Annotated in this window: 34 protein-coding genes and 1 pseudogene; 16 read left to right on the top strand and 19 right to left on the bottom strand. The window is 60.7% G+C overall.

Features of this window, described 5'->3' with window-relative positions; translation table 11 throughout:
- Positions 1-6 precede the first annotated feature (6 nt).
- From Q5Y75_RS24200 to aat, 4 genes are all read left to right on the top strand, one after another.
- Positions 7-543, top strand: coding sequence for a LuxR C-terminal-related transcriptional regulator (locus tag Q5Y75_RS24200; RefSeq protein WP_306202369.1), 537 nt, complete (start codon positions 7-9; stop codon positions 541-543).
- 147 nt (positions 544-690) lie between these two features.
- Positions 691-1,185, top strand: coding sequence for an acetyl-CoA carboxylase biotin carboxyl carrier protein (gene accB, locus Q5Y75_RS24195; protein ID WP_306202367.1), 495 nt, complete (start codon positions 691-693; stop codon positions 1,183-1,185).
- Between the two features lie 9 nt (positions 1,186-1,194).
- Positions 1,195-2,544, top strand: a complete 1,350-nt coding sequence (gene accC, locus Q5Y75_RS24190; RefSeq protein ID WP_306202364.1) for an acetyl-CoA carboxylase biotin carboxylase subunit — start codon at positions 1,195-1,197, stop codon at positions 2,542-2,544.
- A gap of 15 nt (positions 2,545-2,559) precedes the next feature.
- Positions 2,560-3,192: a leucyl/phenylalanyl-tRNA--protein transferase gene (gene aat / locus Q5Y75_RS24185; RefSeq protein ID WP_306202362.1), complete on the top strand. Its 633-nt coding sequence runs from the start codon at positions 2,560-2,562 to the stop codon at positions 3,190-3,192.
- Here the strand turns inward: aat and Q5Y75_RS24180 are convergent.
- The 6 genes from Q5Y75_RS24180 to Q5Y75_RS24155 all read right to left on the bottom strand — a co-directional run bounded on the left by Q5Y75_RS24180 (position 3,156) and on the right by Q5Y75_RS24155 (position 6,897).
- Positions 3,156-3,515: a DUF2155 domain-containing protein gene (locus Q5Y75_RS24180; RefSeq protein WP_306202360.1), complete on the bottom strand. Its 360-nt coding sequence runs from the start codon at positions 3,513-3,515 to the stop codon at positions 3,156-3,158. The two genes, aat and Q5Y75_RS24180, sit on opposite strands and share 37 nt — an antisense overlap.
- Positions 3,512-3,967 carry an outer membrane lipid asymmetry maintenance protein MlaD gene (mlaD, locus tag Q5Y75_RS24175; protein ID WP_306202358.1) on the bottom strand — a complete coding sequence of 152 codons (456 nt, stop codon included), beginning with the start codon at positions 3,965-3,967 and terminating at the stop codon, positions 3,512-3,514. Before mlaD ends, Q5Y75_RS24180 begins: the two co-directional genes overlap by 4 nt.
- Positions 3,968-3,978: 11 nt before the next feature.
- A complete protein-coding gene (locus tag Q5Y75_RS24170; RefSeq protein WP_306202356.1) occupies positions 3,979-4,362 on the bottom strand; it encodes an NADH:ubiquinone oxidoreductase subunit NDUFA12 in 384 nt (127 codons plus the stop codon).
- Between the two features lie 76 nt (positions 4,363-4,438).
- Positions 4,439-4,813, bottom strand: a complete 375-nt coding sequence (locus Q5Y75_RS24165; protein ID WP_306202354.1) for a Rid family hydrolase — start codon at positions 4,811-4,813, stop codon at positions 4,439-4,441.
- Positions 4,814-4,878: 65 nt separating this feature from the next.
- On the bottom strand, positions 4,879-6,147 hold the full coding sequence (gene clpX, locus Q5Y75_RS24160; protein WP_306202352.1) for an ATP-dependent Clp protease ATP-binding subunit ClpX: 1,269 nt from the start codon (positions 6,145-6,147) through the stop codon (positions 4,879-4,881).
- A gap of 117 nt (positions 6,148-6,264) precedes the next feature.
- Positions 6,265-6,897 carry an ATP-dependent Clp protease proteolytic subunit gene (locus tag Q5Y75_RS24155; protein WP_306202350.1) on the bottom strand — a complete coding sequence of 211 codons (633 nt, stop codon included), beginning with the start codon at positions 6,895-6,897 and terminating at the stop codon, positions 6,265-6,267.
- A 276-nt stretch (positions 6,898-7,173) separates the two neighbouring features.
- Here Q5Y75_RS24155 and Q5Y75_RS24150 point away from each other — a divergent pair, with 276 nt between their 5' ends.
- Positions 7,174-7,311: an entericidin A/B family lipoprotein gene (locus tag Q5Y75_RS24150; RefSeq protein WP_249708591.1), complete on the top strand. Its 138-nt coding sequence runs from the start codon at positions 7,174-7,176 to the stop codon at positions 7,309-7,311.
- A 1,090-nt stretch (positions 7,312-8,401) separates the two neighbouring features.
- Here Q5Y75_RS24150 and Q5Y75_RS24145 read toward each other — a convergent pair.
- Positions 8,402-8,851: a hypothetical protein gene (locus tag Q5Y75_RS24145; RefSeq protein WP_306202347.1), complete on the bottom strand. Its 450-nt coding sequence runs from the start codon at positions 8,849-8,851 to the stop codon at positions 8,402-8,404.
- Between the two features lie 136 nt (positions 8,852-8,987).
- Between Q5Y75_RS24145 and Q5Y75_RS24140 the strand changes: the two genes are divergently transcribed.
- Entirely contained in the window at positions 8,988-9,383 is a 396-nt protein-coding gene (locus Q5Y75_RS24140) for a hypothetical protein (RefSeq protein WP_306202345.1), read from the top strand.
- A 10-nt stretch (positions 9,384-9,393) separates the two neighbouring features.
- On the opposite strand, the gene Q5Y75_RS24135 is transcribed toward Q5Y75_RS24140, so the two are convergent.
- From Q5Y75_RS24135 to lepA, 4 genes and pseudogenes are all read right to left on the bottom strand, one after another.
- Positions 9,394-9,702: a hypothetical protein gene (locus tag Q5Y75_RS24135; protein WP_306202343.1), complete on the bottom strand. Its 309-nt coding sequence runs from the start codon at positions 9,700-9,702 to the stop codon at positions 9,394-9,396.
- 97 nt (positions 9,703-9,799) lie between these two features.
- Positions 9,800-9,925: pseudogene (locus tag Q5Y75_RS24130) on the bottom strand (hypothetical protein); the annotation flags it as partial.
- A 9-nt stretch (positions 9,926-9,934) separates the two neighbouring features.
- A complete protein-coding gene (locus tag Q5Y75_RS24125; RefSeq protein WP_306202341.1) occupies positions 9,935-10,666 on the bottom strand; it encodes a sulfotransferase in 732 nt (243 codons plus the stop codon).
- Between the two features lie 6 nt (positions 10,667-10,672).
- Entirely contained in the window at positions 10,673-12,472 is a 1,800-nt protein-coding gene (gene lepA, locus Q5Y75_RS24120) for a translation elongation factor 4 (RefSeq protein WP_306202339.1), read from the bottom strand.
- Between the two features lie 93 nt (positions 12,473-12,565).
- On the opposite strand from lepA, the gene Q5Y75_RS24115 reads away from it, so the two are divergent.
- From Q5Y75_RS24115 to Q5Y75_RS24090, 6 genes are all read left to right on the top strand, one after another.
- On the top strand, positions 12,566-12,826 hold the full coding sequence (locus Q5Y75_RS24115) for a hypothetical protein (RefSeq protein WP_306202337.1): 261 nt from the start codon (positions 12,566-12,568) through the stop codon (positions 12,824-12,826).
- Positions 12,801-13,613 (top strand): hypothetical protein, encoded by an 813-nt coding sequence (locus Q5Y75_RS24110; RefSeq protein WP_306202335.1) that lies wholly within the window; start codon positions 12,801-12,803, stop codon positions 13,611-13,613. Before Q5Y75_RS24115 ends, Q5Y75_RS24110 begins: the two co-directional genes overlap by 26 nt.
- Positions 13,614-13,746: 133 nt before the next feature.
- Complete coding sequence (locus tag Q5Y75_RS24105) at positions 13,747-14,025, top strand: acylphosphatase (RefSeq protein WP_306202333.1); 279 nt, start codon at positions 13,747-13,749, stop codon at positions 14,023-14,025.
- A gap of 152 nt (positions 14,026-14,177) precedes the next feature.
- Complete coding sequence (locus Q5Y75_RS24100; RefSeq protein WP_306202331.1) at positions 14,178-14,489, top strand: hypothetical protein; 312 nt, start codon at positions 14,178-14,180, stop codon at positions 14,487-14,489.
- Between the two features lie 162 nt (positions 14,490-14,651).
- Positions 14,652-15,617 (top strand): LysR family transcriptional regulator, encoded by a 966-nt coding sequence (locus tag Q5Y75_RS24095; RefSeq protein WP_306202330.1) that lies wholly within the window; start codon positions 14,652-14,654, stop codon positions 15,615-15,617.
- The gene (locus Q5Y75_RS24090; RefSeq protein ID WP_306202329.1) at positions 15,614-16,237 is read left to right on the top strand and encodes a class I SAM-dependent methyltransferase; all 624 of its coding nucleotides are present in this window, start codon (positions 15,614-15,616) and stop codon (positions 16,235-16,237) included. The genes Q5Y75_RS24095 and Q5Y75_RS24090 overlap by 4 nt, the downstream gene beginning before the upstream one ends.
- On the opposite strand, the gene Q5Y75_RS24085 is transcribed toward Q5Y75_RS24090, so the two are convergent.
- On the bottom strand, positions 16,234-16,680 hold the full coding sequence (locus tag Q5Y75_RS24085) for a low molecular weight protein-tyrosine-phosphatase (protein WP_306202327.1): 447 nt from the start codon (positions 16,678-16,680) through the stop codon (positions 16,234-16,236). The genes Q5Y75_RS24090 and Q5Y75_RS24085 overlap by 4 nt on opposite strands.
- A 45-nt stretch (positions 16,681-16,725) precedes the next feature.
- Here Q5Y75_RS24085 and Q5Y75_RS24080 point away from each other — a divergent pair, with 45 nt between their 5' ends.
- Complete coding sequence (locus Q5Y75_RS24080; RefSeq protein WP_306202326.1) at positions 16,726-17,424, top strand: NAD-dependent deacylase; 699 nt, start codon at positions 16,726-16,728, stop codon at positions 17,422-17,424.
- A 73-nt stretch (positions 17,425-17,497) separates the two neighbouring features.
- Here Q5Y75_RS24080 and Q5Y75_RS24075 read toward each other — a convergent pair whose 3' ends face one another.
- The 5 genes from Q5Y75_RS24075 to Q5Y75_RS24055 form a co-directional block, all read right to left on the bottom strand.
- Positions 17,498-17,980 (bottom strand): copper chaperone PCu(A)C, encoded by a 483-nt coding sequence (locus tag Q5Y75_RS24075; RefSeq protein ID WP_306202325.1) that lies wholly within the window; start codon positions 17,978-17,980, stop codon positions 17,498-17,500.
- 44 nt (positions 17,981-18,024) lie between these two features.
- On the bottom strand, positions 18,025-18,375 hold the full coding sequence (locus Q5Y75_RS24070) for a hypothetical protein (protein WP_306202323.1): 351 nt from the start codon (positions 18,373-18,375) through the stop codon (positions 18,025-18,027).
- A gap of 79 nt (positions 18,376-18,454) precedes the next feature.
- Positions 18,455-19,381: an ornithine carbamoyltransferase gene (argF, locus tag Q5Y75_RS24065; RefSeq protein ID WP_306202321.1), complete on the bottom strand. Its 927-nt coding sequence runs from the start codon at positions 19,379-19,381 to the stop codon at positions 18,455-18,457.
- Positions 19,382-19,461: 80 nt separating this feature from the next.
- On the bottom strand, positions 19,462-20,649 hold the full coding sequence (locus Q5Y75_RS24060) for an aspartate aminotransferase family protein (RefSeq protein WP_306202319.1): 1,188 nt from the start codon (positions 20,647-20,649) through the stop codon (positions 19,462-19,464).
- Between the two features lie 249 nt (positions 20,650-20,898).
- Positions 20,899-21,156, bottom strand: a complete 258-nt coding sequence (locus Q5Y75_RS24055) for a zinc ribbon domain-containing protein (RefSeq protein WP_306202316.1) — start codon at positions 21,154-21,156, stop codon at positions 20,899-20,901.
- A gap of 79 nt (positions 21,157-21,235) precedes the next feature.
- On the opposite strand from Q5Y75_RS24055, the gene Q5Y75_RS24050 reads away from it, so the two are divergent.
- Both Q5Y75_RS24050 and Q5Y75_RS24045 read left to right on the top strand, forming a co-directional pair.
- A complete protein-coding gene (locus Q5Y75_RS24050) occupies positions 21,236-21,601 on the top strand; it encodes a MerR family transcriptional regulator (protein WP_306202314.1) in 366 nt (121 codons plus the stop codon).
- Between the two features lie 48 nt (positions 21,602-21,649).
- Positions 21,650-22,534 (top strand): DMT family transporter, encoded by an 885-nt coding sequence (locus Q5Y75_RS24045; protein WP_306202312.1) that lies wholly within the window; start codon positions 21,650-21,652, stop codon positions 22,532-22,534.
- 6 nt (positions 22,535-22,540) lie between these two features.
- Here the strand turns inward: Q5Y75_RS24045 and Q5Y75_RS24040 are convergent, their stop codons facing one another.
- Positions 22,541-23,344: an ABC transporter permease gene (locus Q5Y75_RS24040; protein ID WP_306202310.1), complete on the bottom strand. Its 804-nt coding sequence runs from the start codon at positions 23,342-23,344 to the stop codon at positions 22,541-22,543.
- A gap of 126 nt (positions 23,345-23,470) precedes the next feature.
- Between Q5Y75_RS24040 and Q5Y75_RS24035 the strand changes: the two genes are divergently transcribed.
- Positions 23,471-24,043, top strand: a complete 573-nt coding sequence (locus Q5Y75_RS24035) for a GcrA family cell cycle regulator (RefSeq protein ID WP_306202308.1) — start codon at positions 23,471-23,473, stop codon at positions 24,041-24,043.
- An 85-nt stretch (positions 24,044-24,128) separates the two neighbouring features.
- Here Q5Y75_RS24035 and Q5Y75_RS24030 read toward each other — a convergent pair whose 3' ends face one another.
- Positions 24,129-25,106, bottom strand: coding sequence for a Hint domain-containing protein (locus Q5Y75_RS24030; RefSeq protein WP_306202307.1), 978 nt, complete (start codon positions 25,104-25,106; stop codon positions 24,129-24,131).
- Between the last annotated feature and the right edge of the window lie 114 nt (positions 25,107-25,220).

Raw genomic sequence — 25,220 nt, 5'->3', positions numbered from 1 at the left:
GGGGGCATGAGCGATCCTGCCTTTGAATATGCCCCCATCGGCCTTGTGGAGTTGGAGAACCGCGTCATTCGGCGCTGCAACCTCTACTTTGCCAAGATGTTTGGCGGCGAGGAGGAAGAGTATCGCGACATGCCGCTCTTGCATCTGTATCCCAGCCAGGCGGATTTCGAACGCATCGGCGCGCGCAGCCTGACAGTAATGCGCGAGACCGGCTATTACTCTGACGAGCGCATTATGCGCCGCCGCGACGGCGACCTGTTCTGGTGTCGGGCGCGGGGCAAATCGCTGACCCCTGATGACCCGTTCCGCCACGGGATCTGGAGCTTCTCCGACATTTCCGAGGATCGCCCGCTGGTTGAACTAACCCCGCGCGAGCGGGATGTGGCGATCCTGTCCTGTCGCGGATTGTCCGCAAAAGAGGTTGGCGCGGAACTGGGCCTGAGCTATCGCACGATCGAGGCGCATCGCGCGCGGCTGCTGGAGAAATTCGGCGCCCGCAAGCTGCCGGAGTTGGTGGCAAAATTGTCAGGAATGCCACTTTGATCCCCTTTAGCCCTAACAATTCGGTGTACAAGCACCCACCTTGCGCGCGGACACGGCGCTTTTCATGGCTGAAAGCTTAGCCTATAACGCCGCGTAAAGTTGAGGTCCGAAGCAAAACAAGGGCCAAGGGGAACGTCGAGGACTCGCATGACAGAAAATAAACACGAAGCGGACGTGGCATTCATCAAGGCACTGGCCGAGTTGCTGCGCGAAAACGATCTGACCGAATTACAGGTCAAACGCGACTATGGCGAAGAGGACAGCCTGAATGTCCGCGTCAGCCGCATGGGTCCGGCCACTGCCGCCGCACCTGTACAGGTTGCTGTTCCGACCGCCGCACCGGCCACCCCAGTGGCAGCCGCCGCCGCGCCCGAAGCTCCGGCCGCCGCCGAAGATCCCGCCAGCCATCCCGGTGCTGTGACCTCGCCAATGGTGGGCACGGTCTATATGCAGGCCGAACCGGGTGCTCCCGCCTTCATCACCGTTGGCGCCACTGTCAGCGAAGGCGACACGTTGCTGATCGTCGAAGCGATGAAGACCATGAACCAGATCAGCGCGCCCAAGGCCGGAACCGTCAAGCGAATCCTGGTCGAGGACGGCGCCGCGGTGGAGTTCGGAACCCCTCTGGTCATCATCGAGTAAGGCGGTCCCATGTTCGACAAGATCCTGATTGCCAATCGCGGCGAGATCGCCCTGCGCGTGATCCGCGCGGCACAAGAGATGGGGATCGCCACGGTCGCCGTGCATTCCACCGCCGACAGTGACGCCATGCATGTGCGCATGGCCGATGAGTCGGTCTGCATCGGCCCTGCGCCCAGCCCGCAAAGCTACCTGTCCGTGCCCGCCATTATCTCGGCCTGCGAGATCACCGGCGCGCAGGCGATCCACCCCGGCTATGGCTTTCTGTCGGAAAACGCGGCCTTCGTGCAGATCGTCGAGGATCACGACATCACCTTCATCGGCCCCACCGCCGAACATATCCGCATCATGGGCGACAAAATCACCGCCAAGGACACGATGAAGGAACTGGGCGTGCCTTGCGTGCCCGGATCGGATGGCGGCGTGCCGGACCTTGAGGCGGCAAAGAAGATCGGCGAGGAATTCGGCTATCCCGTCATCATCAAGGCCACTGCCGGTGGCGGCGGACGCGGCATGAAGGTCGCCCATAACGCCGCAGAGATGGAAACCGCGTTTCGCACCGCGCGGGCCGAGGGCAAGGCGGCTTTCGGCAATGACGAAGTCTATATCGAGAAATACCTGACTACGCCGCGCCATATCGAGATTCAGGTTTTTGGCGATGGCAAGGGTAAAGCGGTGCATCTGGGCGAGCGCGACTGCTCGCTGCAGCGCCGCCACCAGAAAGTGTTCGAAGAGGCCCCCGGCCCCTGCATCACCCCCGAAGAACGCGCCAAGATCGGCAAGGTCTGCGCCGACGCGGTTGCCAAGATCAACTATATCGGTGCGGGCACGATCGAGTTCCTCTACGAGAATGGCGAGTTCTATTTCATCGAAATGAACACCCGCCTGCAGGTTGAACACCCCGTCACCGAAGGCATTTTCGGCGTCGATCTGGTGCGCGAACAGATCCGCATTGCCGCAGGCGAGCCGATGTCCTTCGGGCAGGAAGACCTGCGGATCAACGGCCATGCCATCGAGGTGCGCATCAACGCCGAACGGCTGCCCAATTTCGCTCCTTGCCCCGGCAAGATCACGGCCTATCACGCGCCGGGCGGTCTGGGGGTGCGGATGGATTCGGCGCTTTATAATGGATACTCGATCCCGCCCTATTACGATTCGCTGATCGGCAAACTGATCGTGCAGGGCCGCGACCGGCCCGAGGCGCTGGCCCGTCTGCACCGTGCTTTGGGTGAGCTGATCGTTGACGGTGTCGATACGACGGTGCCGCTTTTTGACGCGCTGCTGCAGGAACCCGACATCCATAGCGGTGACTACAACATCCACTGGCTGGAACATTGGCTTGAGACCAATCTGGGCGAGTGACCTGGATGACCGGCCATGACGCTGTCGCCTGAGCTGCTGCTGCATGGCTATTCCATCGGGATATTCCCGATGGCCGAACACAGGGAAGACCCGGAGATTTTCTGGGTCGACCCCAAACTGCGCGGCGTCTTCCCGCTCGACGGGTTCCACATCTCACGCTCGCTGGCGCGCCGTCTGCGGCGGCAAGACTACAAGATAACAATCAACCGCGCCTTTGATGATGTGGTGGATGGCTGCGCCGATCGCAACGAAACCTGGATCAACGACGAGCTTCGCGCCCACTACCTGACCCTGCATCAACGCGGCAACGCCCATTCGCTTGAGGTCTGGACGGAAAATCAACTGATCGGTGGCGTATACGGAGTGGTGCTGGGCGCGGCGTTTTTTGGCGAAAGCATGTTTTCGCGCTGCACTGACGCCTCAAAGATCGCATTGGCCTATCTGGTCGACCGACTGGTGCAGACCGGCTTTCAACTGTTTGACACGCAGTTCCTGACACCGCATCTGGCCTCTTTGGGGGCCATCGAAATCCCGCGTACGGCTTATCACAAATTGCTGGACCCGGCCGTCGCGTCCGAGGCGGATTTCACCACCGCACTCGAACAGAGCCCTCAGGGCGTCATACAGCGGATCACCCAGACATCGTAGCGCGCATGGTCAAGCGCGTTCAGCGCCGGGGAACTGGCAATCATCCAGCCATCAAACAGCGCCTCAGCCTTGCCGGTTTCCCAGATGGTCAGATAGGCAAACGCGTCGCCGGTGGGGTTGTCGACCGGAAACCGGCAATCCCCCAGCGCCACATCAAGGCCGAAGATCTGGCCGGTTTCGCCGTTGCGAATGTCCACATCCACGGTCTGGCCATTCACCTTGTCCAGCCCGCGCACCACCCCACCGGTGCCCGAGGTCACGGCATCCTGTGCCATCGCGCCCTGCGTCATCAGGACAAGCGCAAAGATCGCCGCGCGGATCACCCGCCGCTCCCGTCGCCGGCAACGAATTTGACCAGCAGCGAGATCAGGCTGACCGCGCCCTGCGTATCCTCGATCTGATCGCCTGCCTCGAAGTAGAAGGGAGAACCGCCCGGCATGATCTCGACGAAATTGCCGCCCAGCAATCCTTCGGAGGAGATCACAGCGGCGCTGTCATCGGGCACCTGAATGCTGTTGGCGACCGAAAATGTGGTGTCGGCGCGATAGCTTTCGGGGTTCAGCTCCACGCCGGTCACGGTGCCGATCTTGACACCCGCCAAACGCACATCGGTGCCAACAGTCACGCCTTCAAGCGACCGAAACGACGCGCCCAGTTCATAGCCCGCGCTGGAATTCGACAGGCCCGTGGTCTGCGTGGCATAGACGCCAAATGCGATGGCTGCGGCCAATACTGCGCCGCCGACCACGATCTCGGTGGTGGTATGGGTACTCATGAAAAATCCGCCTATTCGGGGGTCCAGGCCTCGTAGTCGCGCCGCTCGACCGGGTCCGCCCGGCGCAGCGATCCCGCTGGCGCATATGCCAGCGGCGTGCCGGTCAGGTTCTCCTGATGCGGCTTTTCCCAGGCCTTGTGGCTGAGAGGTTTGTCAGTCGGCGGCTCATCCCAGGTGCGATGCAGCCAGCCATGCCAGTTCGGATCGATCCGGCTGGCCTCCGCCTCACCATTGAAGATCACCCAGCGCTGACTGTCATCGGCATTCTTGTAGAACACATTGCCTTCGTCATCCTCGCCCACCTTGATGCCCTTGCGCGACGTGTAGATACGCGTGTTCAACGTCGACCCGTTCCACCAGGTGACCGCGCTCAGCAGAGTGTTCAGGATTCCCATACGTGCCTCCGGACTGCGTTGTCCCTGATATGGACCAATGGGCCGCGAAGGTCCAGTGTCAGGCAGGTGATGCGCGCTATTCCGGCAAAACTGCGGTGACTTCGATCTCAATGCGGTCTTCGGGTGTTATCAGGTTGCATTCGATAACCGTCGCTGCGGGCGGGTTGGGACCAAAGGTTTCCACCAGCAAGGGCCAGCAAAGCTCGAATTCCTGCATATCCGGCAAATAGTAATTCACACGAACCACATTGGCGAAGCTTGACCCCGCCTCAGCCAGAGCCTTTCCAATAGCCTCCAGGGACGATCTGCATTGACCAACGATATCTTTGGGCACGTCATCACCCTGAGCACAGGTTCCCGCGACAAAAACGAAACCGTTTGCCACCACAGCGCGACAGTAGCCAACCTTGGCCTCAAACTCTCCACCTGATGAAATGCGTCTGATCTTCATCATACCTCCCAAAATTGGAAACGGCGCGGTCCCTGCCGCGCCGTCTGCCTGAAATCGTAGAAGGCTCAGCCCGCTGTCGCCGGTTCCTTGTCGGCATCGGCATAGATCATCAGTGGTTGAGCATCCGAGGTCACCGCTTCTTCGTTGACGACCACTTTTGTCACATGCTCCATCCCCGGCAGATCGAACATGGTGTCCAGAAGGATGTCTTCGAGGATCGACCGCAACCCGCGCGCGCCGGTCTTGCGTTCGATGGCCCGCTGCGCGATCGACTTGAGCGCGTCGTCGGTGAAGTCCAACTCGGTATCTTCCAACTCGAACAGGCGCTGATACTGCTTGACCAATGCGTTCTTTGGCTGGGTGAGGATGGTCACCAACGCGTCCTGATCCAGATCCTCCAGCGTTGCCAGCACCGGCAGACGCCCGACAAATTCCGGGATCAACCCGAATTTCAGCAGGTCTTCCGGCTCAAGGTCCTGGAATATCTCGCCCACACCGCGATCATCATTGTCACGCACATCGGCACCAAAGCCCATGGCAGAGCCCTTGCCGCGCTGCGCGATGATCTTGTCGAGACCGGCAAAGGCCCCGCCGCAGATGAACAGAATGTTGGTGGTGTCCACTTGCAGGAATTCCTGCTGTGGATGCTTGCGCCCGCCCTGTGGCGGCACGCTGGCCACGGTGCCTTCCATCAGCTTGAGCAGCGCCTGCTGCACGCCCTCGCCCGACACGTCGCGGGTGATGGACGGGTTCTCCGACTTGCGGGTGATCTTGTCGACCTCGTCGATATAGACGATGCCGCGCTGCGCGCGTTCAACATTGTATTCGCTGGCCTGCAACAGCTTGAGGATGATGTTTTCCACGTCCTCGCCCACATACCCGGCCTCGGTCAGGGTGGTGGCGTCGGCCATGGTGAAGGGTACGTCCAGAATCCGCGCCAGCGTCTGCGCCAGTAAAGTCTTGCCGCAGCCGGTCGGACCGATCAGCAGGATGTTCGACTTGGCCAGTTCGATATCGCCGCCTGCCTTCTGAGCGTGGTTCAGACGCTTGTAGTGGTTGTGCACCGCCACCGACAGGACCCGCTTGGCTGTAGCCTGGCCGATCACATAATCGTCAAGCACGCCACAGATGTCTTTCGGCGTCGGTACCCCGTCGCTGGATTTCAGCCCGCTGGCCTTGGTTTCCTCGCGGATGATGTCCATGCACAGCTCGACACATTCATCACAAATGAACACGGTCGGCCCCGCGATCAGCTTGCGCACCTCGTGCTGGCTCTTGCCGCAGAAGCTGCAATAGAGCGTGTTCTTGCTGTCACCGCCTGAATTCGTCGCCATGCTTTACCTTTCGGGCTCCGTCATCGCCGCCACTCTCCGCAGCAGCTTAGGCCAGCGCACCGGCCTTCACAATCGCAATTTGCACCTGCTCACGGCCTTCTCATGCCGTGCGCAGCCTTATGCCTCGTCGTCGCTATCCTTGGCCCGGCTGTCGACGATTTCGTCGATATGGCCCCAATCCTTGGCTTCTTCCGGGCTCATGAAATTGTCGCGGTCCAGCGCCTTTTCAACCACTTTCTTGGTCTGGCCGGTGTGCTTGACGTAAATCTCGTGCAGCCGATCCTTCAGCTTCTGGGTTTCGGCGGCATGGATCATGATGTCGCTGGCCTGACCCTGATACCCGCCCGAGGGCTGATGTACCATGATCCGGCTGTTGGGCAGCGAGAACCGCATCCCTTTTTCACCACCCACCAGCAGCAGCGAGCCCATCGAGGCGGCCTGACCGATCACCAGCGTCGAACATTTCGGCCGGATATATTGCATCGTGTCATAGATCGACAATCCGCTGGTCACCACGCCACCAGGTGAATTGATATAGATCGAGATTTCCTTGGTCGGGTTTTCAGCCTCAAGATGCAGCAGCTGCGCCACCACCAGATGGCTCATCCCGTCATGGATCGGGCCGTTGATGAAAATGATCCGCTCCTTGAGCAGGCGCGAAAAGATGTCATAGGCCCGCTCGCCCCGGCTGGTCTGTTCGACCACCATGGGCACGAGAGTATTAGCGTAAGTATCAACGGGATCGAACATGGAGGACCTGCCTGCTCTTTAAGGGTGCGCCGGAAGGATACCGGGGCCGGGTTACCCGAGTCTTAGTATCGGTGCGGGGGGGCTGCAAGGGGTGGCGGGCATCTGCTTCGTCTATCGCTTCGATAGATCGACCGGGTCTTGCATCGCATGCCCCACCACAACCCTGCCCGCGACGACCGCCATAAACGGCCACGCCAAAGACCCGCGCTGAGCGCCTTGCATCACGACCTCGGAAGCGCTTAAAGATATAGTAATCGAGCAGATATGGAGACGATGATGACCCGAGTATTGGTGATTGGACTGATGACCTTGACCCTGGCCGCCTGCGAAACCGCCAAAGGTGCCGGACGCGATATCGAAAAGGCCGGTGACGCGATCACGAACACCGCAACTGACGTTCAGGAAAACCTCTGAGCTGACGCCGTTGCGCTCAGGAAACCGTGACCAGAACGCAACATATAGGCATGCCCAATGATATCCGCGCCAATCTGGTGGTTGGCACACAAGATATTGTTGATTTTTTCGCACCATGCCGATATCTGACAGATACAGGTGCATAGACGCGGTACGCATCAACTGACAACGGGGCTTGTCTGGACCTTTCAGGCGAGCCTCGTTTCGTTTTGGAAATGCGGAAAATAGGAAAAGGCGCCAGGTGCTCAGACGCGGTCCTTGCATGCGCCCTTGCGGACGCCCCTGACGCCTTGCTGATCCATCACAACCCGAGGGCCGCATCCGAACCAGTCACGACCGCCTCGAAAGGCCGCCGCTGCCGGACCCCGCCCGAAGGCATTGCCCGACGCACACCAACCGTTTGAAAAACAGGCCCTCCGCCTCGGATCCTAAGACCCTCCGCGACTGACTCGCTCCCGGTAAGCCAATGACCTATCAGAGTAAAACCTAAGCTCTATCCTGATCCGCCATGACCCCCTGGCCGCTGCGCCCTGCTGTGGTCCCGAAGGTCCGCTGCAGTAATAAGAGTGTTACAAAAGCCGCCTGACCGGGCAAGAAAATAGCACCGCAGCATGACAATTAGACGGGGATAACCTGTTGGTATCTGCCGGGATGGAGGTGTGGAAAACTCGAAAATCCGCCCACCACTAATCACCTTGCGCAGGGAAAACGCAAAACCCGCGAAAAACCGGCGATTTCCCCGGTTTTCTGCACCTGCAAAGGGCATTCAGACCCGACTCACCCGGTTCTGTTGTGATCAGACTGGTTTTGCAGCGAAAGGGATTCGCCTGCCTTGGCCGCGCAACACATCATTGCTGGACTTTCTGGCTGGGAATAAAGTGAGGCGGAGCCGGTCAATTGCGGAGAACCTGTCGAACATCCGGACCGAACAATAAGGAAACGGATGTCACGACGCTAACCCCCATACTCGCTAAAAGGTCCGCCTGCCGTCTCCGCCCCTGCCCCGGTTTGAACCGGGACCCTTGGGTGCTGCCCTGGCGGAGGCCCCGGTAAAGATCCGGGTGGGACATCCCCGCCAGGGTCTTACGCATCAATTCACTCTTTCGAGAACCGTACTATAGGTGATGCCACTGTGGAGGCTGCGGAAGTCGGCATAGATCTTGCCGTCCTGATAGGTTGCGTCGATCAACCCGTTCACCTCGCGATCAAAGCCGGGCCTGCTCTCGACCATGGCGATGTTGCCCGAGCCATCCAGACTGATCGTGCCGGTCATCTGACCTTCATTCCATCGGTCCGAGCTCTTGCGGCTCCACTTGCTTTTGCCCCAGAACACGTTGTCCTGCTGCTCCTTAATCTCCATCACCCATTCGGATTCGTTGAATCGCGGGGCCCCGTCGCTGCGCTCGTTGGGCAGGGCCGCAACCGTGTGGCTGCCGCTCCATGTGCCGCGCAGATCGGGCGTGTCGCTGGCAAAGGCGCTGGTGGCCAGAGCGAGCGTTCCGGCAAGGGCTGCCGCGCCTATGGCTTTCATCCGTGTCATGGTGTCCTCCTCTTCTTTGGGCGTCTGTCGGTATTCAAGGTTGGGAGGGGAGCAGGTGTTTACAATCTTCGCATGACATTATGAAGGTATATTCATCCTTTCTTAATCGTACCGGGCCGCTTGACAGAATGCTGCGATGCAGCAGAAACTGCTGTCATTTGACACAGGAGATTTTGAGATGTTTGGTCCGTTTTCAGTCTGGTCCCCGGAATTTCGCTTTCCACTCAGCGGAAATGTGCAGCAGGAGATTGAGCCCACCATCGGTACACGTGGCATACCCGCCATCGAGGCTCGGGTGCAGCGCGAGGTGGCGAGTTATGGCACGCAGCTGGGCAAAGTGCTGGAGGCGCTGCAGGCGTTGTCGGCTGAAACAGGTGTGGATCTGCCCGAGATCGACGCGCTGATTGCCGGGGTCGAGGGCGTGAAGACAGAATGCAAGGAGGTGCTGCGGGACCACGCGGCAGAGGCCTTGCGTAAATTGAAAGAGGTGGATCAGGAAGGCTACCTGGAGTTGGTGAACGTCCCGGCGTGATGCACGACGCTCAGGCCCAGGCCAGCGCCGTTCCCACCAGAACGAGGCCGATACCCGCCACTTCACGGGCCGAAAAGCTTTCTCCGAAATAGAGCAGCGAGGCGCTGGCGATTAGGATCACCTCGGCGCCCAGAATGGAGACATAGATGAGACCCAGCCTCTCGCTGCGCAGCGCCGTCATCTCCAGCAGCGCGCCCACCATGATCGCCGCGATGATCAGCAGGGCGACGCCCGGGCCGGGCGCGGTCCACCACAGTTTCATGCCGATCATGGCGAGGGCGTAGAGGCCAGCCGAGCCGAGGGCGATGACAGGGATCATGGACATCTCGGCACCTCGCTGACTGTTTACGTTGGGTCAAACATATCAGAGAGGGCGGGGTTCGGCTGTGATGTGGGTCACAACCAGGAGCAGGTGGCGTATCCATTTTGAGCGCCGAGATGAATGCCTCCTGCGGGATGTCCGCCTTCCCGAACTGGCGCATCTTCTTCTTCCCCGCTTTCTGCTTGTCCAGCAGCTTGCGTTTCCGCGAGAGGCCACCGTAGCGTTAGGTTCAGAGATCCAGCTCGAGTCCTAACCAGGCGCCGCGTCCGGTCGCCCGGAAATGGGCGGCTATGGGCTCGGGATCGGCGAAGCGGTCCAGGATGTTGTTCTGACCCTGTTTGCGCAGTGGAGAGGCCATCTGTTCCGACGGCCCCACACCAAGGAAGCGCGTCAGTTGATCGAGCGTATCCCGCCTATGCATTCTGGAATATTCCAGCGTCAGTGATGGATTGGGCAGGGTCGATATCCACTGGGAGAACAGAAAATCCTCATTCTCAAGGCGGTTGCATTCTGATGCCGCCCAAAAGGGACCGGCCTTCACCAGGGGTGCCTCCCCGGTATCGGAGCTTGCGGTCCAACGACCGCTCAACTGCACTTGCCGGGCCGATGCGAATTGCGCAAGCTTATTGGCGCGGAGCACATGGATCAGCCGCAAGTCAGGATTGGCCGGGATGATCTCTTTCATCAGGCTTGGATTGTGATGGTGCAGTACCTTGATCCCCATCACCGGTGGGACAGCGCAGGATAGCCCTTCGCCGGCCAACATGCGCTCTAGAAAGGTGCCCGGGTTTGCGTCGCGCTCCCATATCGCCTTCAGGTTTTTGTTTTTTCGACCGCTGTCATCGATCTGATAGGGGTCGAACATCTCGCCCCGACACAGAATATCGGGATGCGACGACAGCAAGGTCTGAACATAAGTTGTTCCGCTACGCGGCTGACCGACAATCAGGAACCTCGTCACGGGCCCTTACCCGTCCATTTTGAGTGCCGAAATAAACGCCTCCTGCGGGATGTCGACCTTCCCGAACTGGCGCATCTTCTTCTTACCGGCCTTCTGCTTGTCCAGCAGTTTGCGTTTCCGCGTGGCGTCGCCTCCGTAGCATTTCGCGGTCACGTCCTTGCGCAGCGCCGAGAGCGTCTCGCGGGCGATGACCTTGCCGCCGATGGCGGCCTGGATCGGGATCTTGAACATGTGGCGCGGGATCAGGTCCTTGAGCTTTTCGCACATGGCGCGGCCCCGCATCTCGGCCCGGTCGCGGTGCACCATCATCGACAGCGCATCCACCGGCTCGTCATTCACCAGGATCGACATCTTGACCAGATTATCCTCGCGATACCCCGTCATGTGATAGTCAAAGCTGGCATAGCCCTTGGTCACCGATTTCAGCCGGTCGTAAAAGTCGAACACCACCTCGTTCAGCGGCAGGTCATAGACCACCATGGCGCGGCTGCCGGCATAGGTCAGGTCCTCCTGAATCCCGCGCCGGTCCTGACACAGTTTCAGCACGTCGCCCAGATAGTCATCCGGCACCAGGATGGTGGCCTTGATGCGCGGCTCTTCCAGATGATCCACCAGCGTCATGTCGGGCATGTCGGCGGGGTTGTGCAGCTCGGTCATCGCACCGTCGCGCATGAAGATGTGATAGACCACCGAGGGGGCGGTGGTGATGAGCTCGATATCATATTCGCGCTCGATCCGATCGCGGATGACCTCAAGATGCAAGAGGCCCAGAAAGCCGCAGCGGAAGCCAAAGCCAAGGGCGGCCGAGGTTTCCATCTCATAGCTGAAGCTGGCATCGTTGAGCGCCAGCTTGTCAATCGCATCGCGCAGGTCCTCGAATTCCGAGCTGTCCACCGGGAAGAGGCCGCAGAACACCACCGGCTGCGCGGGTTTGAAGCCCGGCAGCGCCTCTTCGGTGCCGTTGCGGTCATTGGTGATGGTGTCGCCGACGCGGGTGTCGCGGACCTGTTTGATCGAAGCGGTGAGGAAGCCGATCTCGCCGGGGCCCAGCGAGTCCACCATCTCCATCTCGGGGCGGAAGACGCCGACGCGGTCGACATGGTGCAGGGTGCCGTTCGACATGAACTTGACCCGCATCCCCTTTTTCAGCGTGCCGTCCATGATGCGGACCAGAACGATGACGCCGAGATAAGCGTCGTACCAGCTGTCCACCAGCATCGCCTTGAGCGGCGCGTCGATATTGCCCTGTGGCGCGGGCAGTTGTTTCACGATGGCTTCCAGCGTCTCGTGGATGCCCTGCCCGGTCTTAGCGCTGACCTGAATGGCCTCGGTCGCATCGATGCCGATCACATCCTCGATCTGTTCGGCCACGCGGTCACAGTCAGACGCGGGCAGGTCGATCTTGTTGAGCACCGGCACGATCTCATGGTCGGCGTCGATGGCCTGATAGACATTGGCCAGCGTCTGCGCCTCGACCCCTTGGGTGGAGTCGACGACCAACAGGGAGCCCTCAACTGCGCGCATGGAGCGGCTGACCTCATAGGCGAAGTCCACGTGGCCGGGGGTGTCGATCAGGTTCAGCACGTATTTCTCACCGTCATCCGCCGTGTAGTCGATGCGGACGGTGTTGGCCTTGATGGTGATGCCCCGCTCGCGCTCGATATCCATGCTGTCGAGCAGCTGTTCCTTCATGTCGCGATCCTGCACCGTCCCGGTCTCTTGGATGAGCCGGTCGGCAAGGGTGGATTTGCCATGGTCGATATGCGCGACGATGGAGAAATTGCGGATATGAGCGAGGTCTGTCATGGGTTGGGGATATGGCGAGGAAAACGCATATGGTCAATGGGCGACAGCTACGCTCGAACAGTGGTATAGAACTTGCATCGGGAGGCCAATTGCGTGTCAGACTTTGATGCAGAAACGCTTCGCGCCGCTCGGATTGAAACGGCGTTCGTGCTGAGAGCTTGTGCTTCAAAAGCAAACAACTGGACAATGTTCACCCGAAGCACAGAGGGGAAACTCAGCTATCCTGACACTGCTACGATGTCTGCTGTCTTCCCAAGCTTGCTGCCGAGAGCAATCAAAAAGCATACGGCACGCCGTATTCAGCGCAGGCTTCTCAATCGCCAATCCCATGTTAATCAGCAAGAAGCTGGTTAGAGCAGCTATTACCTTCGAAGAATGTGCGCGGGTTACGTCAGCAATTTCCTCAGCAGAACCTTCGAAATTCGATGCCTATGAAACCATGGAACTCAGTGCTCGGGGTGAGGCAATTCAACACGCTGCAAGTGACCTGTACGGCGCCAGCGATTATATGCTGACAACTCTTCCCTTGGGTATCCGGTCTGACTGGTCAACTGAGTTCATCAATAGCTTTGACCACTTACGCGATGCCGTCGCCGCTGAGTACCAGCTTACCAGCTTTTGGACAGAGTGGCTCGATAGTCTTGCCAGTGGCGAACCATTACCTGTCGAATTGCTTACGAGAGTAGCGCTGATTGACAACGTTGTATGGGATGTCGGCCCTAGAGCGGTCGCGCAAGAGATCGCGCGCATCCGAACCGAGATGGCGCTTACGGAATTGCCCCGGGCGCTGATCAGCACGGTGACCAACCGGCATGGCGTCGGAGGGAACAATCCACCCAAAGAGATAGAAGATGTTCAGGTGCTGGGGTCTTCGATCACCCTGATCTGGGATGCCGCCGCCGGGATCGAGGAAGAGGTTGCAAGTGACGCACCCGACCGGGACCGGGTGGCGGCGTGTTTGCAGGCCTTAAAAACCGGGTTGGCGGCGATCGTGAAATGGTGCGGGCGAAAGGTCGATCTGACGGTCGATACATTGATCAAGTGGGGTATCCCATCCGGTGGGGCTTATCTCGTGACCCAGCCAGAAAAGGTTGAGGCCTTGATCAGGGCCGCTGAAGGGTGGCTGAAGTTTCTTCTGTAAAACGAACCCGCGTTACCGCGAAACGATCGGTCAGTGGTGTTGAGCCTGCTAGGCGCATCAACTTTGGGGAGCTTCTGGTGCCAGTCAGCTGTAGCCTGCTATTGTTGTCACCAAGTCAAATGGATCAAAGCCAATGACCCCCAACACTGCCATCACCGTCAAGATCACCGGTCGCGTGCAGGGCGTCTGGTTTCGCGGCTGGACACGACAGGAAGCTACCCGGTTGGGATTGGAGGGCTGGGTGCGCAATGAGGCGGATGGATCGGTCGCGGCCTGTCTGTCCGGGACGGTGGCGCGGGTCGATGAGATGGTGGCGCTCTTGCACAAGGGGCCACCTGCGGCGCGGGTTGATTTGGTTGAGGTTCATCCCTCACCTGCCCCGAAGACGCAGGGGTTTGTCGTTTTGCGATGATTGGCACGGGCGCGGGCGCCCGTTGCGGCGTCACCACCAGTCGTCACGTGAAACCCTGCGGCGACAAGGGCGTTGATCGGCGAATCACTTTGCGGCATACTCTTTGTTAATTCGAATGGGGGCAAACTCCGTCGTGAAGTTTGAGGTGCGAGATGAAGAAGATTCTGACCATTGTACTATGTGCGGGCAGTCTGGCCGCGATGATGCCCTTGCCTGCTGATGCGGGGGCGATCAGCAAGGCGTGCCGGGCGTCGGACCGGCCTGCGGCCAATACGCGGTTGTGCAATTGCATCCAGCGGGTGGCCAACCAGTCGCTCAGCGCGTCAGAGCGGCGCAAGGTGGCTAAATGGTTCTCGGACCCGCATGAGGCGCAGGAAATACGCATGTCGGACCGGAGCAGCGATGAACGGCTCTGGCGGCGCTACAAGGCCTTTGGCGCGCGGGCGCAGAATTCCTGTGGCTGAGCGGCTTTTGAGCTGGGTAACATGTAGCGCAGCTTAGCCTAAGGCCGCATCCCCGATTTCGCAAAACTTATACGCTCGGCGTGGAGCCGCCCTGTTTTCTATGATTTTCTTGACCTCCCTGCCACAGAGGTTAAGAAAACCGGAAACTGCGGCTGGGCCGATATGCTGACCAAAGGTGTAACATTGCGCGGCCTCGAAGTGTTCGAGGCGCTCGCCGGAACCGGATCGGTTGCGCAGGCCGCCGAAGCCACCGGGTTGAGCCAACCCGCCGTCAGCCAACAACTGCGGAACCTTGAAACCGCGCTGGGTGTCGATCTGGTCGATCACGGCAAACGCCCCATGCGCCTGACCCCGGCAGGGCGGTCATTTCTGGCGCGCGCCGAAGCAGCGCTGGGAGAGTTGCGGCTGGCGCAGAGCGAACTCACGGTGATGGACCTCAGCCATCTGACCACGCTGTCGATCGGGCTGATCGACGATTTCGACAATGACCTGACGCCACGACTTGCCACCATGCTGGCCAAAAACCTGACGCAATGCCGGTTCAAGCTGATCACCGCGCCCAGCCGCGAAATCAGCGCGGCAATGCGCGCGCAGGAGTTGCATATCGCGGTCGCGGCCAGCCCGGGCGAACCGCTTGAGGGCGTCATAGAATACCCGCTGGTATGCGACCCGTTCATGGTGGTGGCGCCCAAGGGCATGATCTCGGGCAATACAGCGGTGTTCGAGCAACTGCGCGACTTGCCCTTGCTGCGCTATACAGACGAGCAGTTGATCTGCCACCAGATCGAGGGCTACCTGACGCGTCAGAACCTGCATTTCGAACATCGCTTCGAGATCGGCTCGCACATGGCGTTGATGGCCATGGCCGGGCGGCGCCTGGGCTGGGCGGTAACCACGCCGCTGGGCTTCATGCGTGCCGGTCGCTTTCACGATCAGATCGAGGCCTTCCCCCTGCCCAACGCCCCTTTTGCGCGCACCATCTCGCTTTTTGCTGGCGCGGATTGGGCCGATACCGTGCCACGCGATGTGGCGCAGATGATGCGGCGCCTGGTCCAGAGCCACGTGATCGACCCAGCAGTCGCGAAGATGCCTTGGCTGAACGATCAGTTCCAGGTCATCAAGGTATGAAAGGCCCGCCCCTTGCCACGCTCGCGCGCCAGACACAGCAGGTTTATGAACGCAACGCCGACTGGTTCGCGCGGACCCGCCCGCAGGCACTGATCGAAAAACCCTGGCTCGACCGGTTCGTCTCACTGCTTCCGAATCACGCACGCATTCTGGATCTCGGCTGCGGGTCCGGCGATCCCATTGCGGCCTATTTCCTTGGATTGGGGCACCGGGTTGTGGGCATGGATGCCTCACACGCCATGATCAGCATCGCGCGGCAAAGGCGTCCCGAAGGAGATTGGCGGCTTGGTGATATGCGGGCGCTTGCCTTGCCCGAGCGGTTCGACGGGATCATCGCCTGGAACAGCTTTTTTCACCTGACACAAGCCGAACAGCGCGATGTTCTCCCGCGCATGGCACGGCATTTGCGCGCCCGTGGTGCGCTTTTGCTCACCGTCGGTCCCGAGGCAGGCGAGGTCGCGGGACGGGTGGGTGACGATCCGGTTTATCATGCCAGCCTATCGCAATCGGAATATAGCAGCATCCTCGCCAACGAACGGATGCAAGTGGTGGCCTTCACCCCCGAAGATCCCGATTGCTACGGGATGACCTTGCTGCTGGCGCGGAAAGGGGCCGACTAGTCGCCCCGCAAGTGCCGATATAGGCCTTGCGCCCCCATCTCGATCAGATCGAGCGCCTGATCGAAGTCACGGGTGTAATAGGGGTCGGGCACGTGATCCATGCCGCTGTCAGGGGCGAAGTCGGTCAGCAACTGCACAGGCTGTGTGTTTCCCGCTGGCCGCAGGGCTTCGATATCCGCAAGATTGCTTGCATCCATGCCGATGATCAGGTCAAAGCGGTCAAAATCCGCGCTCGAAAACTGCCGCGCCCGCAGGTCCGACATATCGATCCCTCGCATGCGCGCCGCCGTTTGCATCGGTGCAAAGGGCGGTTTGCCCACATGCCAATCCGATGTTCCTGCGCTATCGGTCCGGGCCTCCGGCATGAGATCGCGAAACACCGCCTCAGCGGCGGGCGAACGGCAGATGTTTCCAAGACAGACAAACAGGATACGATGGGTCATGGGCAAGGCTCCTTTGCCCCGCAGGAATAAACCAGAAAGACTGATATGGAAAAGATCGTGATCCTCACCGGGGCTGGCATTTCCGCAGAAAGCGGATTGGGCACGTTCCGCGACGAAGGCGGGCTCTGGGCGCAGCACCGGATCGAGGATGTGGCGACCCCCGAAGGCTTCGCGCGCAATCCCGACCTCGTACATGCTTTTTACAACGCGCGCCGAGTGCAGGCGGCGGCGGCCAGACCAAACGCCGCGCATGAGGCGCTGGCAAGGTTACAACGGGACTGGCCCGGCGAGGTCGTGATCGTGACCCAGAACGTAGACGGCCTGCACGAGGCGGCAGACACCGCCCGGGTGATCCACATGCACGGCACGCTGGCTGGCGCGCTTTGCGCGGTGTGCGATCACCGCTGGCAATCTCCGCCTGAGATGCAGACCGGCCAGCCCTGCCCTGCCTGCGGGGCCGCCGCCGGAAGGCCCGATGTGGTCTGGTTCGGCGAGATGCCCTATTTCATGGACGAGATTTTCGATCATCTGGACAACACCGACCTCTTCGCCGCAATCGGCACCTCGGGCCAAGTCTATCCGGCAGCAGGCTTCGTGCAGGAGGCACGGCGCGCGGGTGCCGCAACGGTAGAAATCAATCTCGACCCCTCCGAGGGCGCCTCGATGTTCGATCAGGCGCTGACCGGCCCGGCCACCAGCACCGTCCCCGCCTGGGTCGAAAGTCTGCTGACCAAGGCGCGCTGACCGGTCCGGGCACAGCCCCGGACCGACGCGCGGGCGACGGCCGCAGCGCGGCCCGAGACCGCGCGTCCCCGGTTCAGCCGCCGCTATGGGACTTGTGTGTCATCCCGCCATGCTCAGGCTTGCGCTCCAGATCGACAGGGATGTCGACCTGCACCTCTCCTGCATGCTCGAAGATCAAGGTGACAGGAACCGTATCGCCATGCTCAAGCGATTGGTTAAGCCCCATGAACATGACATGATCGCCACCCCGCGCCAGCGCGTGGCGCGCGCCTGCCGGTATTTCGAAGCCCTCTTTCACATGGATCATCTGCATCACACCATCGCCGCTTTCGCGATGGGTATGCAGTTCCGTCCGCGACGAGATATCGGCGGCAACGCCAGTCAGGCGATCATCCTGATCGGTCTCATTCACGATCACCATAAAGGCCGCCCCGGCCTTAGCGTTCTTGCCCGATGACCGGGCATAGGCGTCCTCGACACTGATGCCGCCTGCAAGCGCTGAACCCGCCATGGCGACAAAGGCCGGAACGGACAGGAGTAGAGATTTGAAAGACATGCCGTCTCTCCTTGGTTGGAAATCTGAAATCTGGGAATGTGGTGTCAGACAGCCATGGGGGGCGCGCGCGCCAACGTGTTTCGAGCCCCGAAATGCACCACCTGCGTTTCAGAAAGCCTCGGCTGATCGGTCGTAGCGGAAGGCCTCGCATCGGGCGCGATCTCGATCACGTCAAGCGCGCCCAGCAGCGACAGCACGTAATCGGGGCAATAATGCGGAGGGCGCGTGGGCTGGCCGTCTTCATCGACATGGACCATGACCGGCCCGGTTCCGGTGCAGATCACCATCTGCCCGACCGAGGCCGAAACCCCCCGCGACATGGCAAGCCCCTGACCGGTCAGTGCCAGCAGCGCCGACGCCAATACGGCCAGGGATATGCGCAGATATGCGGTCATCTTGCGCCCGGATAGTGAAGCGTTGCAGCGCAGGCGCAAGCGGAAAGCCGCGCCTGCATCAAACCGTCGCGCGCGCGACTCAGACGCCCAGACACCAGCGCATGATCGCCTTTTGCGCATGCAGCCGGTTTTCCGCCTCATCGAAGATCACCGAATGCGGGCCGTCCATCACCTCGGACGTCGCCTCTTCCTCGCGATGGGCGGGCAGGCAATGCATGAACAATGCATCGGGCTTGGCATGGGCCATCAGCTCGGCATTGACCTGATAGGGCCGCAGCAGGTTGTGGCGGCGCTCTTTGGCGGATTGCGCGTCATGCATCGACACCCAGGTGTCGGCCACCACCAGATCGGCTCCCTCAACCGCCTTGAACGCATCACGCTCGGTCACCACGGTCGAGCCTTTCTGGCGGGCGAAACCCATGAATTCCTCTTCCGGGTCGAACTGCGCCGGGCCGGTGAAGGTGAAATCGAACCCGAACTGCCCCGCCGCATGCAGGAACGAGGCGCAAACATTGTTGCCATCACCGGTCCAGACCACTTTCTTGCCTTTGATCGGTCCGCGATGTTCCTCGAATGTCAGAACATCGGCCATGATCTGGCAGGGATGGGTGCGGTCGGTCAGCCCGTTGATCACCGGCACATCGGCATATTCCGCCATCTCGGTCAGGATGGTCTCGTCAAAGGTGCGGATCATGATCATGTCCACGTAGCGGCTCAGCACGCGGGCGGTATCGGCGATGGTTTCGCCATGGCCCAACTGCATGTCCTTGCCCGACAGCACCATGGTTTGCCCGCCCATCTGGCGCACACCCACATCAAAGGACACCCGCGTCCGGGTCGAGGGTTTTTCGAAGATCAGCGCAACCATGCGGTCCTTGAGCGGCTGATCCGCATCAAGCGCGGCTTTGGGCTGGCCCAGACGGGCCTGTTTCATGTCGCCCGCCTGATCAATCATCGCCCGCAAGTCCGAGGCGTCGGTTTTGTGGATATCGAGAAAATGCTTCATGTCTTTGTCGCTTTTGGCTGGCGGCGGAGGTTTTGGGGACCAGTCCCCACACCCCGGCACGTTTTCAGCAAGAAGATGGATCAGGCGGTTGCGAGGCTGGTTTCGACCTGGCTGGCGGCCTTGTCGAGACGGGTAAGCGCCTCGGCGATATCGTCCTCGGTCAGGGTCAGCGGCGGCAGCAGTCGGATCACGTTGTCGGCGGCAGGGACGGTGATGACCTGATTGTCATAGCCCGCGTTCACCACGTCGATATTGGTCGCCTTGCATTTGATACCCAGCATGAGGCCAGCGCCGCGCACCTCTTCAAAGATTTCGGGGTGGTCGGCGACCAACCCCTCCAGTTTCTGGCGCAACAGCCCCGCTTTGCGGTTCACCTCGGCAAGGAAATTCGGGTCGGCCACATGATCGATCACGGTGCAGCCCACGGCGCAGCCTAGCGGATTGCCGCCATAGGTCGAGCCATGGGTGCCTGCGGTCATGCCGCTGGCCGCCTCCTCCGTGGCCAGCACCGCCCCCAGCGGGAAGCCGCCGCCGATGCCCTTGGCGACCATCATGATGTCAGGCGTGATGCCCGCCCATTCATGGGCGAACAGCTTGCCGGTCCGACCGACCCCGCATTGCACCTCATCCAGGATCAGCAGCAGGTCGTTCTCGTCACAAATCCGGCGCAGGGCTTTCAGCTCCGCGTCAGGCACCGGGCGAATGCCGCCCTCGCCCTGCACCGGTTCAATCAGGATCGCAGCGGTGGCATCGCTGATGGCATTAGTTACACCGTCCAAATCCCCGAAAGTCAGATGCACGAAACCGGGCAGTAGCGGGCCGAAGCCCTTGGTCATCTTCTCAGACCCTGCAGCGGCGATACCTGCCGAGGAGCGGCCATGGAAGGACCCGTCGAAGGTGATGATCTCGACCTTTTCAGGCTGACCTTTGTCATGGAAATGCTTGCGCGCCATTTTTACTGCCAGTTCACAGGCTTCCGTGCCGGAGTTGGTGAAAAACACTGTGTCAGCAAAGGTATGTTCCACCAGCTTGTCCGCCAGCGCCTGCTGTTGCGGTATCTGGTAGAGATTGGAGACATGCCACAGGTTCTTTGCCTGATCGGTGAGCGCCTGCACCAGTGCCGGATGGGCATGGCCCAGCGCGTTCACGGCGATCCCGGCGCCCAGATCGAGGAAACGTCGGCCATCCGCCTCGGTCAGCCAGGCGCCTTCGCCCTTCACGAATTCGAGCGGCGCGCGGTTATAGGTCGGCAGAACGGACGGGATCATCGGATCATCCTCTTTCGCTGGGTTGGGCCCAAATGAAACACATGAGTGATACACCGGGGCCGGGTTCGTCAACTGATTTGATGGGTAGGGTGCGCCAAACAGGGCACAGGTTCAAACGGGCCGAATTACGCGCTCAGGCGTCGGCGTCGCTGCAGGCGGGTATGTGTGCGTTTGAACATGAGAGCGGTGCATAACGGAGGATGCCGATCTTGAAAACCCCTTTCGCAATGTCGGGGTGCGCAAACTGGCTCAGGCCTCGCGCCAGCGGTCCAGCTTGCCCATGCCACGAGTGAAAGCCCAGGCCAGGATGCGCGGCATGCCCTTGGCGGCGAGCGCATCGACGCAATGGGCCTGAAACTCACTCAGCGAAGCATCAGGATGGCGGAATGCGCCCCCGGCATAGCAGATTGAGCAATAGGTGCTGCTTCGGCTGCCATCGGCCTCACTGCCGCCACCTTCCGGATCTTTCGATAATGGCATTCCGCAGCTTTGGCATCGACCTGACATGGCGTCCCTCATCCTCACTTGCCCTTGGCGGGCCGTTTTCATAGGATCAAAACCATGGAGTTAAGTCAATGGTTTTGCGATGCGGATCGGTGAGCTGTCCAAACGCAGCGGGCTCAGCCGCGATACGTTGCGCTTCTACGAAAAGCAGGGGCTGATCCACTCGCACGCGGGTGCGGCAGCCACGAACAACTATCGCGACTATCCCGAAGATACACTGATCCAGCTTGAGCAGATCGCCGATGCGCAGGCCGCTGGCATGAGTATTGCCGACCTGATCCTGTTCCTGTCACAGCTTGAAGCCGCCGATAGCGAGGATTTTGATGGCGAGGCGTTCCTGCAGGCGCGGATCGACGAAGTGACAGACCGGATCAGGCGGTCCGAGCGGTTTCTCGACAGCCTGCGCCGCGCCAAACAGGTGCTGGCGACACCCCCAACCGAGCCCTGAGATCACTTTCCGCTTGCGTCGGCGCACGGCTTGCCGCACCGCTTGCGCATGGAGCGCGCACCCTCTCAAAACCCGACCCTCGCTGCAATGCTGATTGTTGCGGCCTCGGTCTTTCTGGCCGGGACCACCCTGCTGGCCAAGGCGCTGGGAACGGAGGCACTTGGCCCGGCGCTGCATCCGATGCAGGTCAGCCATGGGCGGTTTCTGTTTGCCTTCCTGCTGATCCTCACCGTCGTATTGGCCACCCGACCAAAGCTGGGCCGGGTGCATTGGCGGCTGCATCTGGGCCGGACAAGCTGCGGCTGGGTCGGTATCACGCTGACTTTTGCGGCGGTGGCCTATATTCCGGTCACCGACGCAACGGCGATCTCATTTCTGAACCCGGTCTTCGCCATGTTGCTGGCCATTCCCCTGCTGCACGAGCGGGTCGGCCCGATCCGCTGGATGGCCGCTGGCATCGCGCTCATGGGCGCGCTGATCCTACTGCGTCCGACAGCTGCCAGTTTCGACCCCGCCGCCTTGCTTGCCCTCGCGGCAGCGGCGGTGATCGGGCTGGAATTGATTCTGATCAAGCAGCTTTCAGGGCGCGAACGCCCCATTCAGGTGCTGCTGGTCAATAACAGCATCGGATTAACCATCGCGACACTTGCCGTGCTGCCGGTCTGGCAGATGCCCAACGGTGCGCAATGGATAGCCCTTGCCAGCCTGGGCGGGTTGATGGCCTGCGCGCAGTTCTGCTTCGTGAACGGGATGGCGCGGGCGGATGCCTCTTTTGTGGCACCCTTCAGCTACGCCACGCTGGTCTTTGTCGCGCTGATGGATTTCGCGGTATTCGGAGTGATCCCCGATACCATCAGCCTGACCGGCGCGGCGGTCATCATCGCAGGCGCGCTGCTGCTGGCCCTGCGCGAGGCGCGGCTGGCGCGGGCCTGATCGCGCTCACACCTTTAGGCGGTACCCGCTTTGCAGCATCCGCCAGACAAGGGCGCAGACTGCCAGCGTTGCCAGAAAACAGATCGTGAAGCCCAAAACAGGCGAGCTGTCAGACACGCCGATCACGCTGAACCGCACGCCATCGATCAGGTAGAAGACCGGGTTGATATGGGTGATCACGTTCAGCACCGGCGGCAGCGCCTGCACCGAATAGAAGGTGCCCGACAGAAACGCCAAGGGTGTGACGATGAAATTGGTGATCGCGGCCATCTGGTCGAACTTGGTTGCAAAGATCGCGGCCACCAACCCCAGCGCCCCCATGAACACCGACCCCAGCGCGATGAAGACCAGCGCCAGCACCGGGTGATGCGGCACCACCCCAAGCACCAGCGCCATGCCGCAGGTGATGGCCAGCGCCACCAGCACGCCCCGGGCCACGCCACCTGCCAGATAGCCCAGCAAGATCTCGACCGCAGAAAGCGGCGGCATCAGCGTATCGACGATATTGCCCTGCACCTTCGCGATCATCACCGAAGATGACGTGTTGGCAAAAGCGTTCTGGATCACCGTCATGGTCAGAATACCGGGCGCCAGAAAGGTCAGGAAGGGCACGCCCATCACGTCGGGCCGCCCCGGCCCGATGGCAATCGAAAAGATCAGAATGAACAGGCCCGCCGTTACCAGCGGTGCAAGAATGGTCTGTGTCCAGACCGACAGAAAGCGACGCGTTTCGCGCTGCGCCAGGGTATAAAGGCCCAGCCAGTTTACCCGCCCGAAGCGGCGTTCTCCCAATGCTGAAGGGTCGTGCATGGTCTGGCTCCGAATCTGATGCCGATCTGCCTTGTAACTCAGGCGGCAGTGATTAGAATAGGGCGTCAGGTAATATTTCGAAGGCGGCGCCGTCAGGGGCCGCTTTCCCGCTTTGAAAGGCAAGCCATGTCCTGGACAGACGAGCGTGTGGAACTGCTCAAGAAAATGTGGGGCGAGGGTCAGTCGGCCAGTCAGATCGCCAAGGAACTGGGTGGTGTGACGCGCAATGCCGTGATCGGCAAGGTGCATCGTCTGGGCCTGTCGAACCGTACCGGCGGGGCCGCCCCCGCCAAGGCCGAGCCAAAGGAAAAGCCCGCCCCCAAGGCCGAGGCCAAGCCGAAGCCCGCGCCCAAGACCGAACCGGCGCGCCCGGCCCCCGAACCGGCGGCCGCCACCGAGGTCAAGCCGCTGCCGCCGCGCAAACAGATCATTCCGGCCGGGCAGCCGCTGCCACCACAGCCCTCGGCCAATGAAATCAGCCCCGAGGCGCTGGCCAAGGTCAACGAGGTCGAGAAAAAGGCCAAGAAGATCAGTCTGATGGAACTGACCGAGCGTACCTGCAAATGGCCTGTGGGCGATCCCGCGACCGAGGATTTCTGGTTCTGCGGCCTGCCCGTGCAGCAGGGTAAACCCTATTGCGAGGCGCATGTGGGCGTCGCATTCCAGCCGATGAGCGCCCGCCGCGACCGTCGCCGCTAAGGCGCGCTCAGCCGATCACCAACAGTGCAAAGACCCCGCGCCAGCCCAACGCGGGGTCTTTGATTTCCGCAATCGGGCTTAGCGCTCACGGGAGCCGGGGCGCGCAAAGCTGCAGCTTTTCTTTGAAGATATTGGCCTCGAACGGTTTCAGGACCGGAAAGGCCACAGATCCGGCGCCTGCTTTGAGATCGGGAAACAGCGCATCCAGCTCACGCAACGAGCGTTCCGGCATCGCCTCCACCGTGCAATCTCCGGGATAGAGGGATTCCGACCAGATCCCTTCAACCTGTACCAGCTCATGCTGATCAAAAAGCAGGTGGACATATTCCACACCGGCCTCAATCGGCTCCTGACAGATCCGCGCGCCATCTATCAACGCCTTGGCCGGGGCCAGCATGACCGCATCTCCGAAACAGACCTCAAGCTCGGCGGCGGTGACCAGCAAGCGGTGTTGCGGTGACACCTGCAGATCGCGCGCCGGGCGACCCGGCCCAAACGCACCCGCCTTGATTCGCACGGGCGTGAGATGCGCATTGTTGCGCAACTCATGCGCCGACAAGCGCCGCCTGCCCACCCAGCGGACCCGCTTGGCGGAGCCATCTGCCGTGATGACCTCATCCCCGGGTTTCAGTGTTTCGATCCGGCGCGCACCGTCCGGGGTCAGGATCAGAGACCCCGCAACAAAACACACAAAGTCCGGCAGCGTGTCATATTCCGCTGGCGGCGCATTCACGATGGTGTTGTTGGTGCCCGTGATCGTTTCCCCGACCTCTACCGATCCGGCGGTCAGGACCATGTATTGCGTACCCTGCCATTGCAGAAGCGTGAAGGTTACAGGCTCTGTCCCGACAGTTCCGCTATAGGTCTCAAAAACCTGGAACGATGTTGAATCTCCGATGAAACCGGGAATCCCGCTTACGTCCAATTGTGGGTTTCCGTCCGCGTCCGGGTTTTCAAGAAAATCATCCGTATCGACGATATCGACCTGAAAAGCGTCCAGAACCGTGACATCGGCGCTGCCAAGCGGATCGGTATTCAGCTGATAGATCGTTAACCTTTTCATCGCCGGATCCCCTTCGACTGGCACATAGACGAACACAGTAAAGGGGCTTCATGGCGAATCCGTAAAGCCCCCTCCGCTCGCCGGTCAGGCTATACCCTTTGTGCGCGCACGCAT

The organism is Ruegeria discodermiae, from assembly GCF_030758345.1.
In the GTDB taxonomy this organism is placed as follows: domain Bacteria; phylum Pseudomonadota; class Alphaproteobacteria; order Rhodobacterales; family Rhodobacteraceae; genus Ruegeria_C.
This window is presented reverse-complemented; position numbering and strand designations above follow the sequence as displayed.

Excerpts from the sequence above, each read along its gene's own strand:
- Q5Y75_RS24200 (WP_306202369.1), top strand. The coding sequence starts at position 7 with ATGAGCGATCCTGCCTTTGAATATGCCCCCATCGGCCTTGTGGAGTTG.
- accB (WP_306202367.1), top strand. The coding sequence starts at position 691 with ATGACAGAAAATAAACACGAAGCGGACGTGGCATTCATCAAGGCACTG.
- accC (WP_306202364.1), top strand. The coding sequence starts at position 1,195 with ATGTTCGACAAGATCCTGATTGCCAATCGCGGCGAGATCGCCCTGCGC.
- aat (WP_306202362.1), top strand. The coding sequence starts at position 2,560 with ATGACGCTGTCGCCTGAGCTGCTGCTGCATGGCTATTCCATCGGGATA.
- mlaD (WP_306202358.1), bottom strand. The coding sequence starts at position 3,967 with ATGAGTACCCATACCACCACCGAGATCGTGGTCGGCGGCGCAGTATTG.
- Q5Y75_RS24170 (WP_306202356.1), bottom strand. The coding sequence starts at position 4,362 with ATGGGAATCCTGAACACTCTGCTGAGCGCGGTCACCTGGTGGAACGGG.
- Q5Y75_RS24165 (WP_306202354.1), bottom strand. The coding sequence starts at position 4,813 with ATGAAGATCAGACGCATTTCATCAGGTGGAGAGTTTGAGGCCAAGGTT.
- clpX (WP_306202352.1), bottom strand. The coding sequence starts at position 6,147 with ATGGCGACGAATTCAGGCGGTGACAGCAAGAACACGCTCTATTGCAGC.
- Q5Y75_RS24155 (WP_306202350.1), bottom strand. The coding sequence starts at position 6,897 with ATGTTCGATCCCGTTGATACTTACGCTAATACTCTCGTGCCCATGGTG.
- Q5Y75_RS24150 (WP_249708591.1), top strand. The coding sequence starts at position 7,174 with ATGACCCGAGTATTGGTGATTGGACTGATGACCTTGACCCTGGCCGCC.
- Q5Y75_RS24145 (WP_306202347.1), bottom strand. The coding sequence starts at position 8,851 with ATGACACGGATGAAAGCCATAGGCGCGGCAGCCCTTGCCGGAACGCTC.
- Q5Y75_RS24140 (WP_306202345.1), top strand. The coding sequence starts at position 8,988 with ATGCAGCAGAAACTGCTGTCATTTGACACAGGAGATTTTGAGATGTTT.
- Q5Y75_RS24135 (WP_306202343.1), bottom strand. The coding sequence starts at position 9,702 with ATGATCCCTGTCATCGCCCTCGGCTCGGCTGGCCTCTACGCCCTCGCC.
- lepA (WP_306202339.1), bottom strand. The coding sequence starts at position 12,472 with ATGACAGACCTCGCTCATATCCGCAATTTCTCCATCGTCGCGCATATC.
- Q5Y75_RS24110 (WP_306202335.1), top strand. The coding sequence starts at position 12,801 with ATGTTAATCAGCAAGAAGCTGGTTAGAGCAGCTATTACCTTCGAAGAA.
- Q5Y75_RS24105 (WP_306202333.1), top strand. The coding sequence starts at position 13,747 with ATGACCCCCAACACTGCCATCACCGTCAAGATCACCGGTCGCGTGCAG.
- Q5Y75_RS24100 (WP_306202331.1), top strand. The coding sequence starts at position 14,178 with ATGAAGAAGATTCTGACCATTGTACTATGTGCGGGCAGTCTGGCCGCG.
- Q5Y75_RS24095 (WP_306202330.1), top strand. The coding sequence starts at position 14,652 with ATGCTGACCAAAGGTGTAACATTGCGCGGCCTCGAAGTGTTCGAGGCG.
- Q5Y75_RS24090 (WP_306202329.1), top strand. The coding sequence starts at position 15,614 with ATGAAAGGCCCGCCCCTTGCCACGCTCGCGCGCCAGACACAGCAGGTT.
- Q5Y75_RS24085 (WP_306202327.1), bottom strand. The coding sequence starts at position 16,680 with ATGACCCATCGTATCCTGTTTGTCTGTCTTGGAAACATCTGCCGTTCG.
- Q5Y75_RS24080 (WP_306202326.1), top strand. The coding sequence starts at position 16,726 with ATGGAAAAGATCGTGATCCTCACCGGGGCTGGCATTTCCGCAGAAAGC.
- Q5Y75_RS24075 (WP_306202325.1), bottom strand. The coding sequence starts at position 17,980 with ATGTCTTTCAAATCTCTACTCCTGTCCGTTCCGGCCTTTGTCGCCATG.
- Q5Y75_RS24070 (WP_306202323.1), bottom strand. The coding sequence starts at position 18,375 with ATGACCGCATATCTGCGCATATCCCTGGCCGTATTGGCGTCGGCGCTG.
- argF (WP_306202321.1), bottom strand. The coding sequence starts at position 19,381 with ATGAAGCATTTTCTCGATATCCACAAAACCGACGCCTCGGACTTGCGG.
- Q5Y75_RS24060 (WP_306202319.1), bottom strand. The coding sequence starts at position 20,649 with ATGATCCCGTCCGTTCTGCCGACCTATAACCGCGCGCCGCTCGAATTC.
- Q5Y75_RS24055 (WP_306202316.1), bottom strand. The coding sequence starts at position 21,156 with ATGTCAGGTCGATGCCAAAGCTGCGGAATGCCATTATCGAAAGATCCG.
- Q5Y75_RS24050 (WP_306202314.1), top strand. The coding sequence starts at position 21,236 with ATGCGGATCGGTGAGCTGTCCAAACGCAGCGGGCTCAGCCGCGATACG.
- Q5Y75_RS24045 (WP_306202312.1), top strand. The coding sequence starts at position 21,650 with ATGGAGCGCGCACCCTCTCAAAACCCGACCCTCGCTGCAATGCTGATT.
- Q5Y75_RS24040 (WP_306202310.1), bottom strand. The coding sequence starts at position 23,344 with ATGCACGACCCTTCAGCATTGGGAGAACGCCGCTTCGGGCGGGTAAAC.
- Q5Y75_RS24035 (WP_306202308.1), top strand. The coding sequence starts at position 23,471 with ATGTCCTGGACAGACGAGCGTGTGGAACTGCTCAAGAAAATGTGGGGC.
- Q5Y75_RS24030 (WP_306202307.1), bottom strand. The coding sequence starts at position 25,106 with ATGAAAAGGTTAACGATCTATCAGCTGAATACCGATCCGCTTGGCAGC.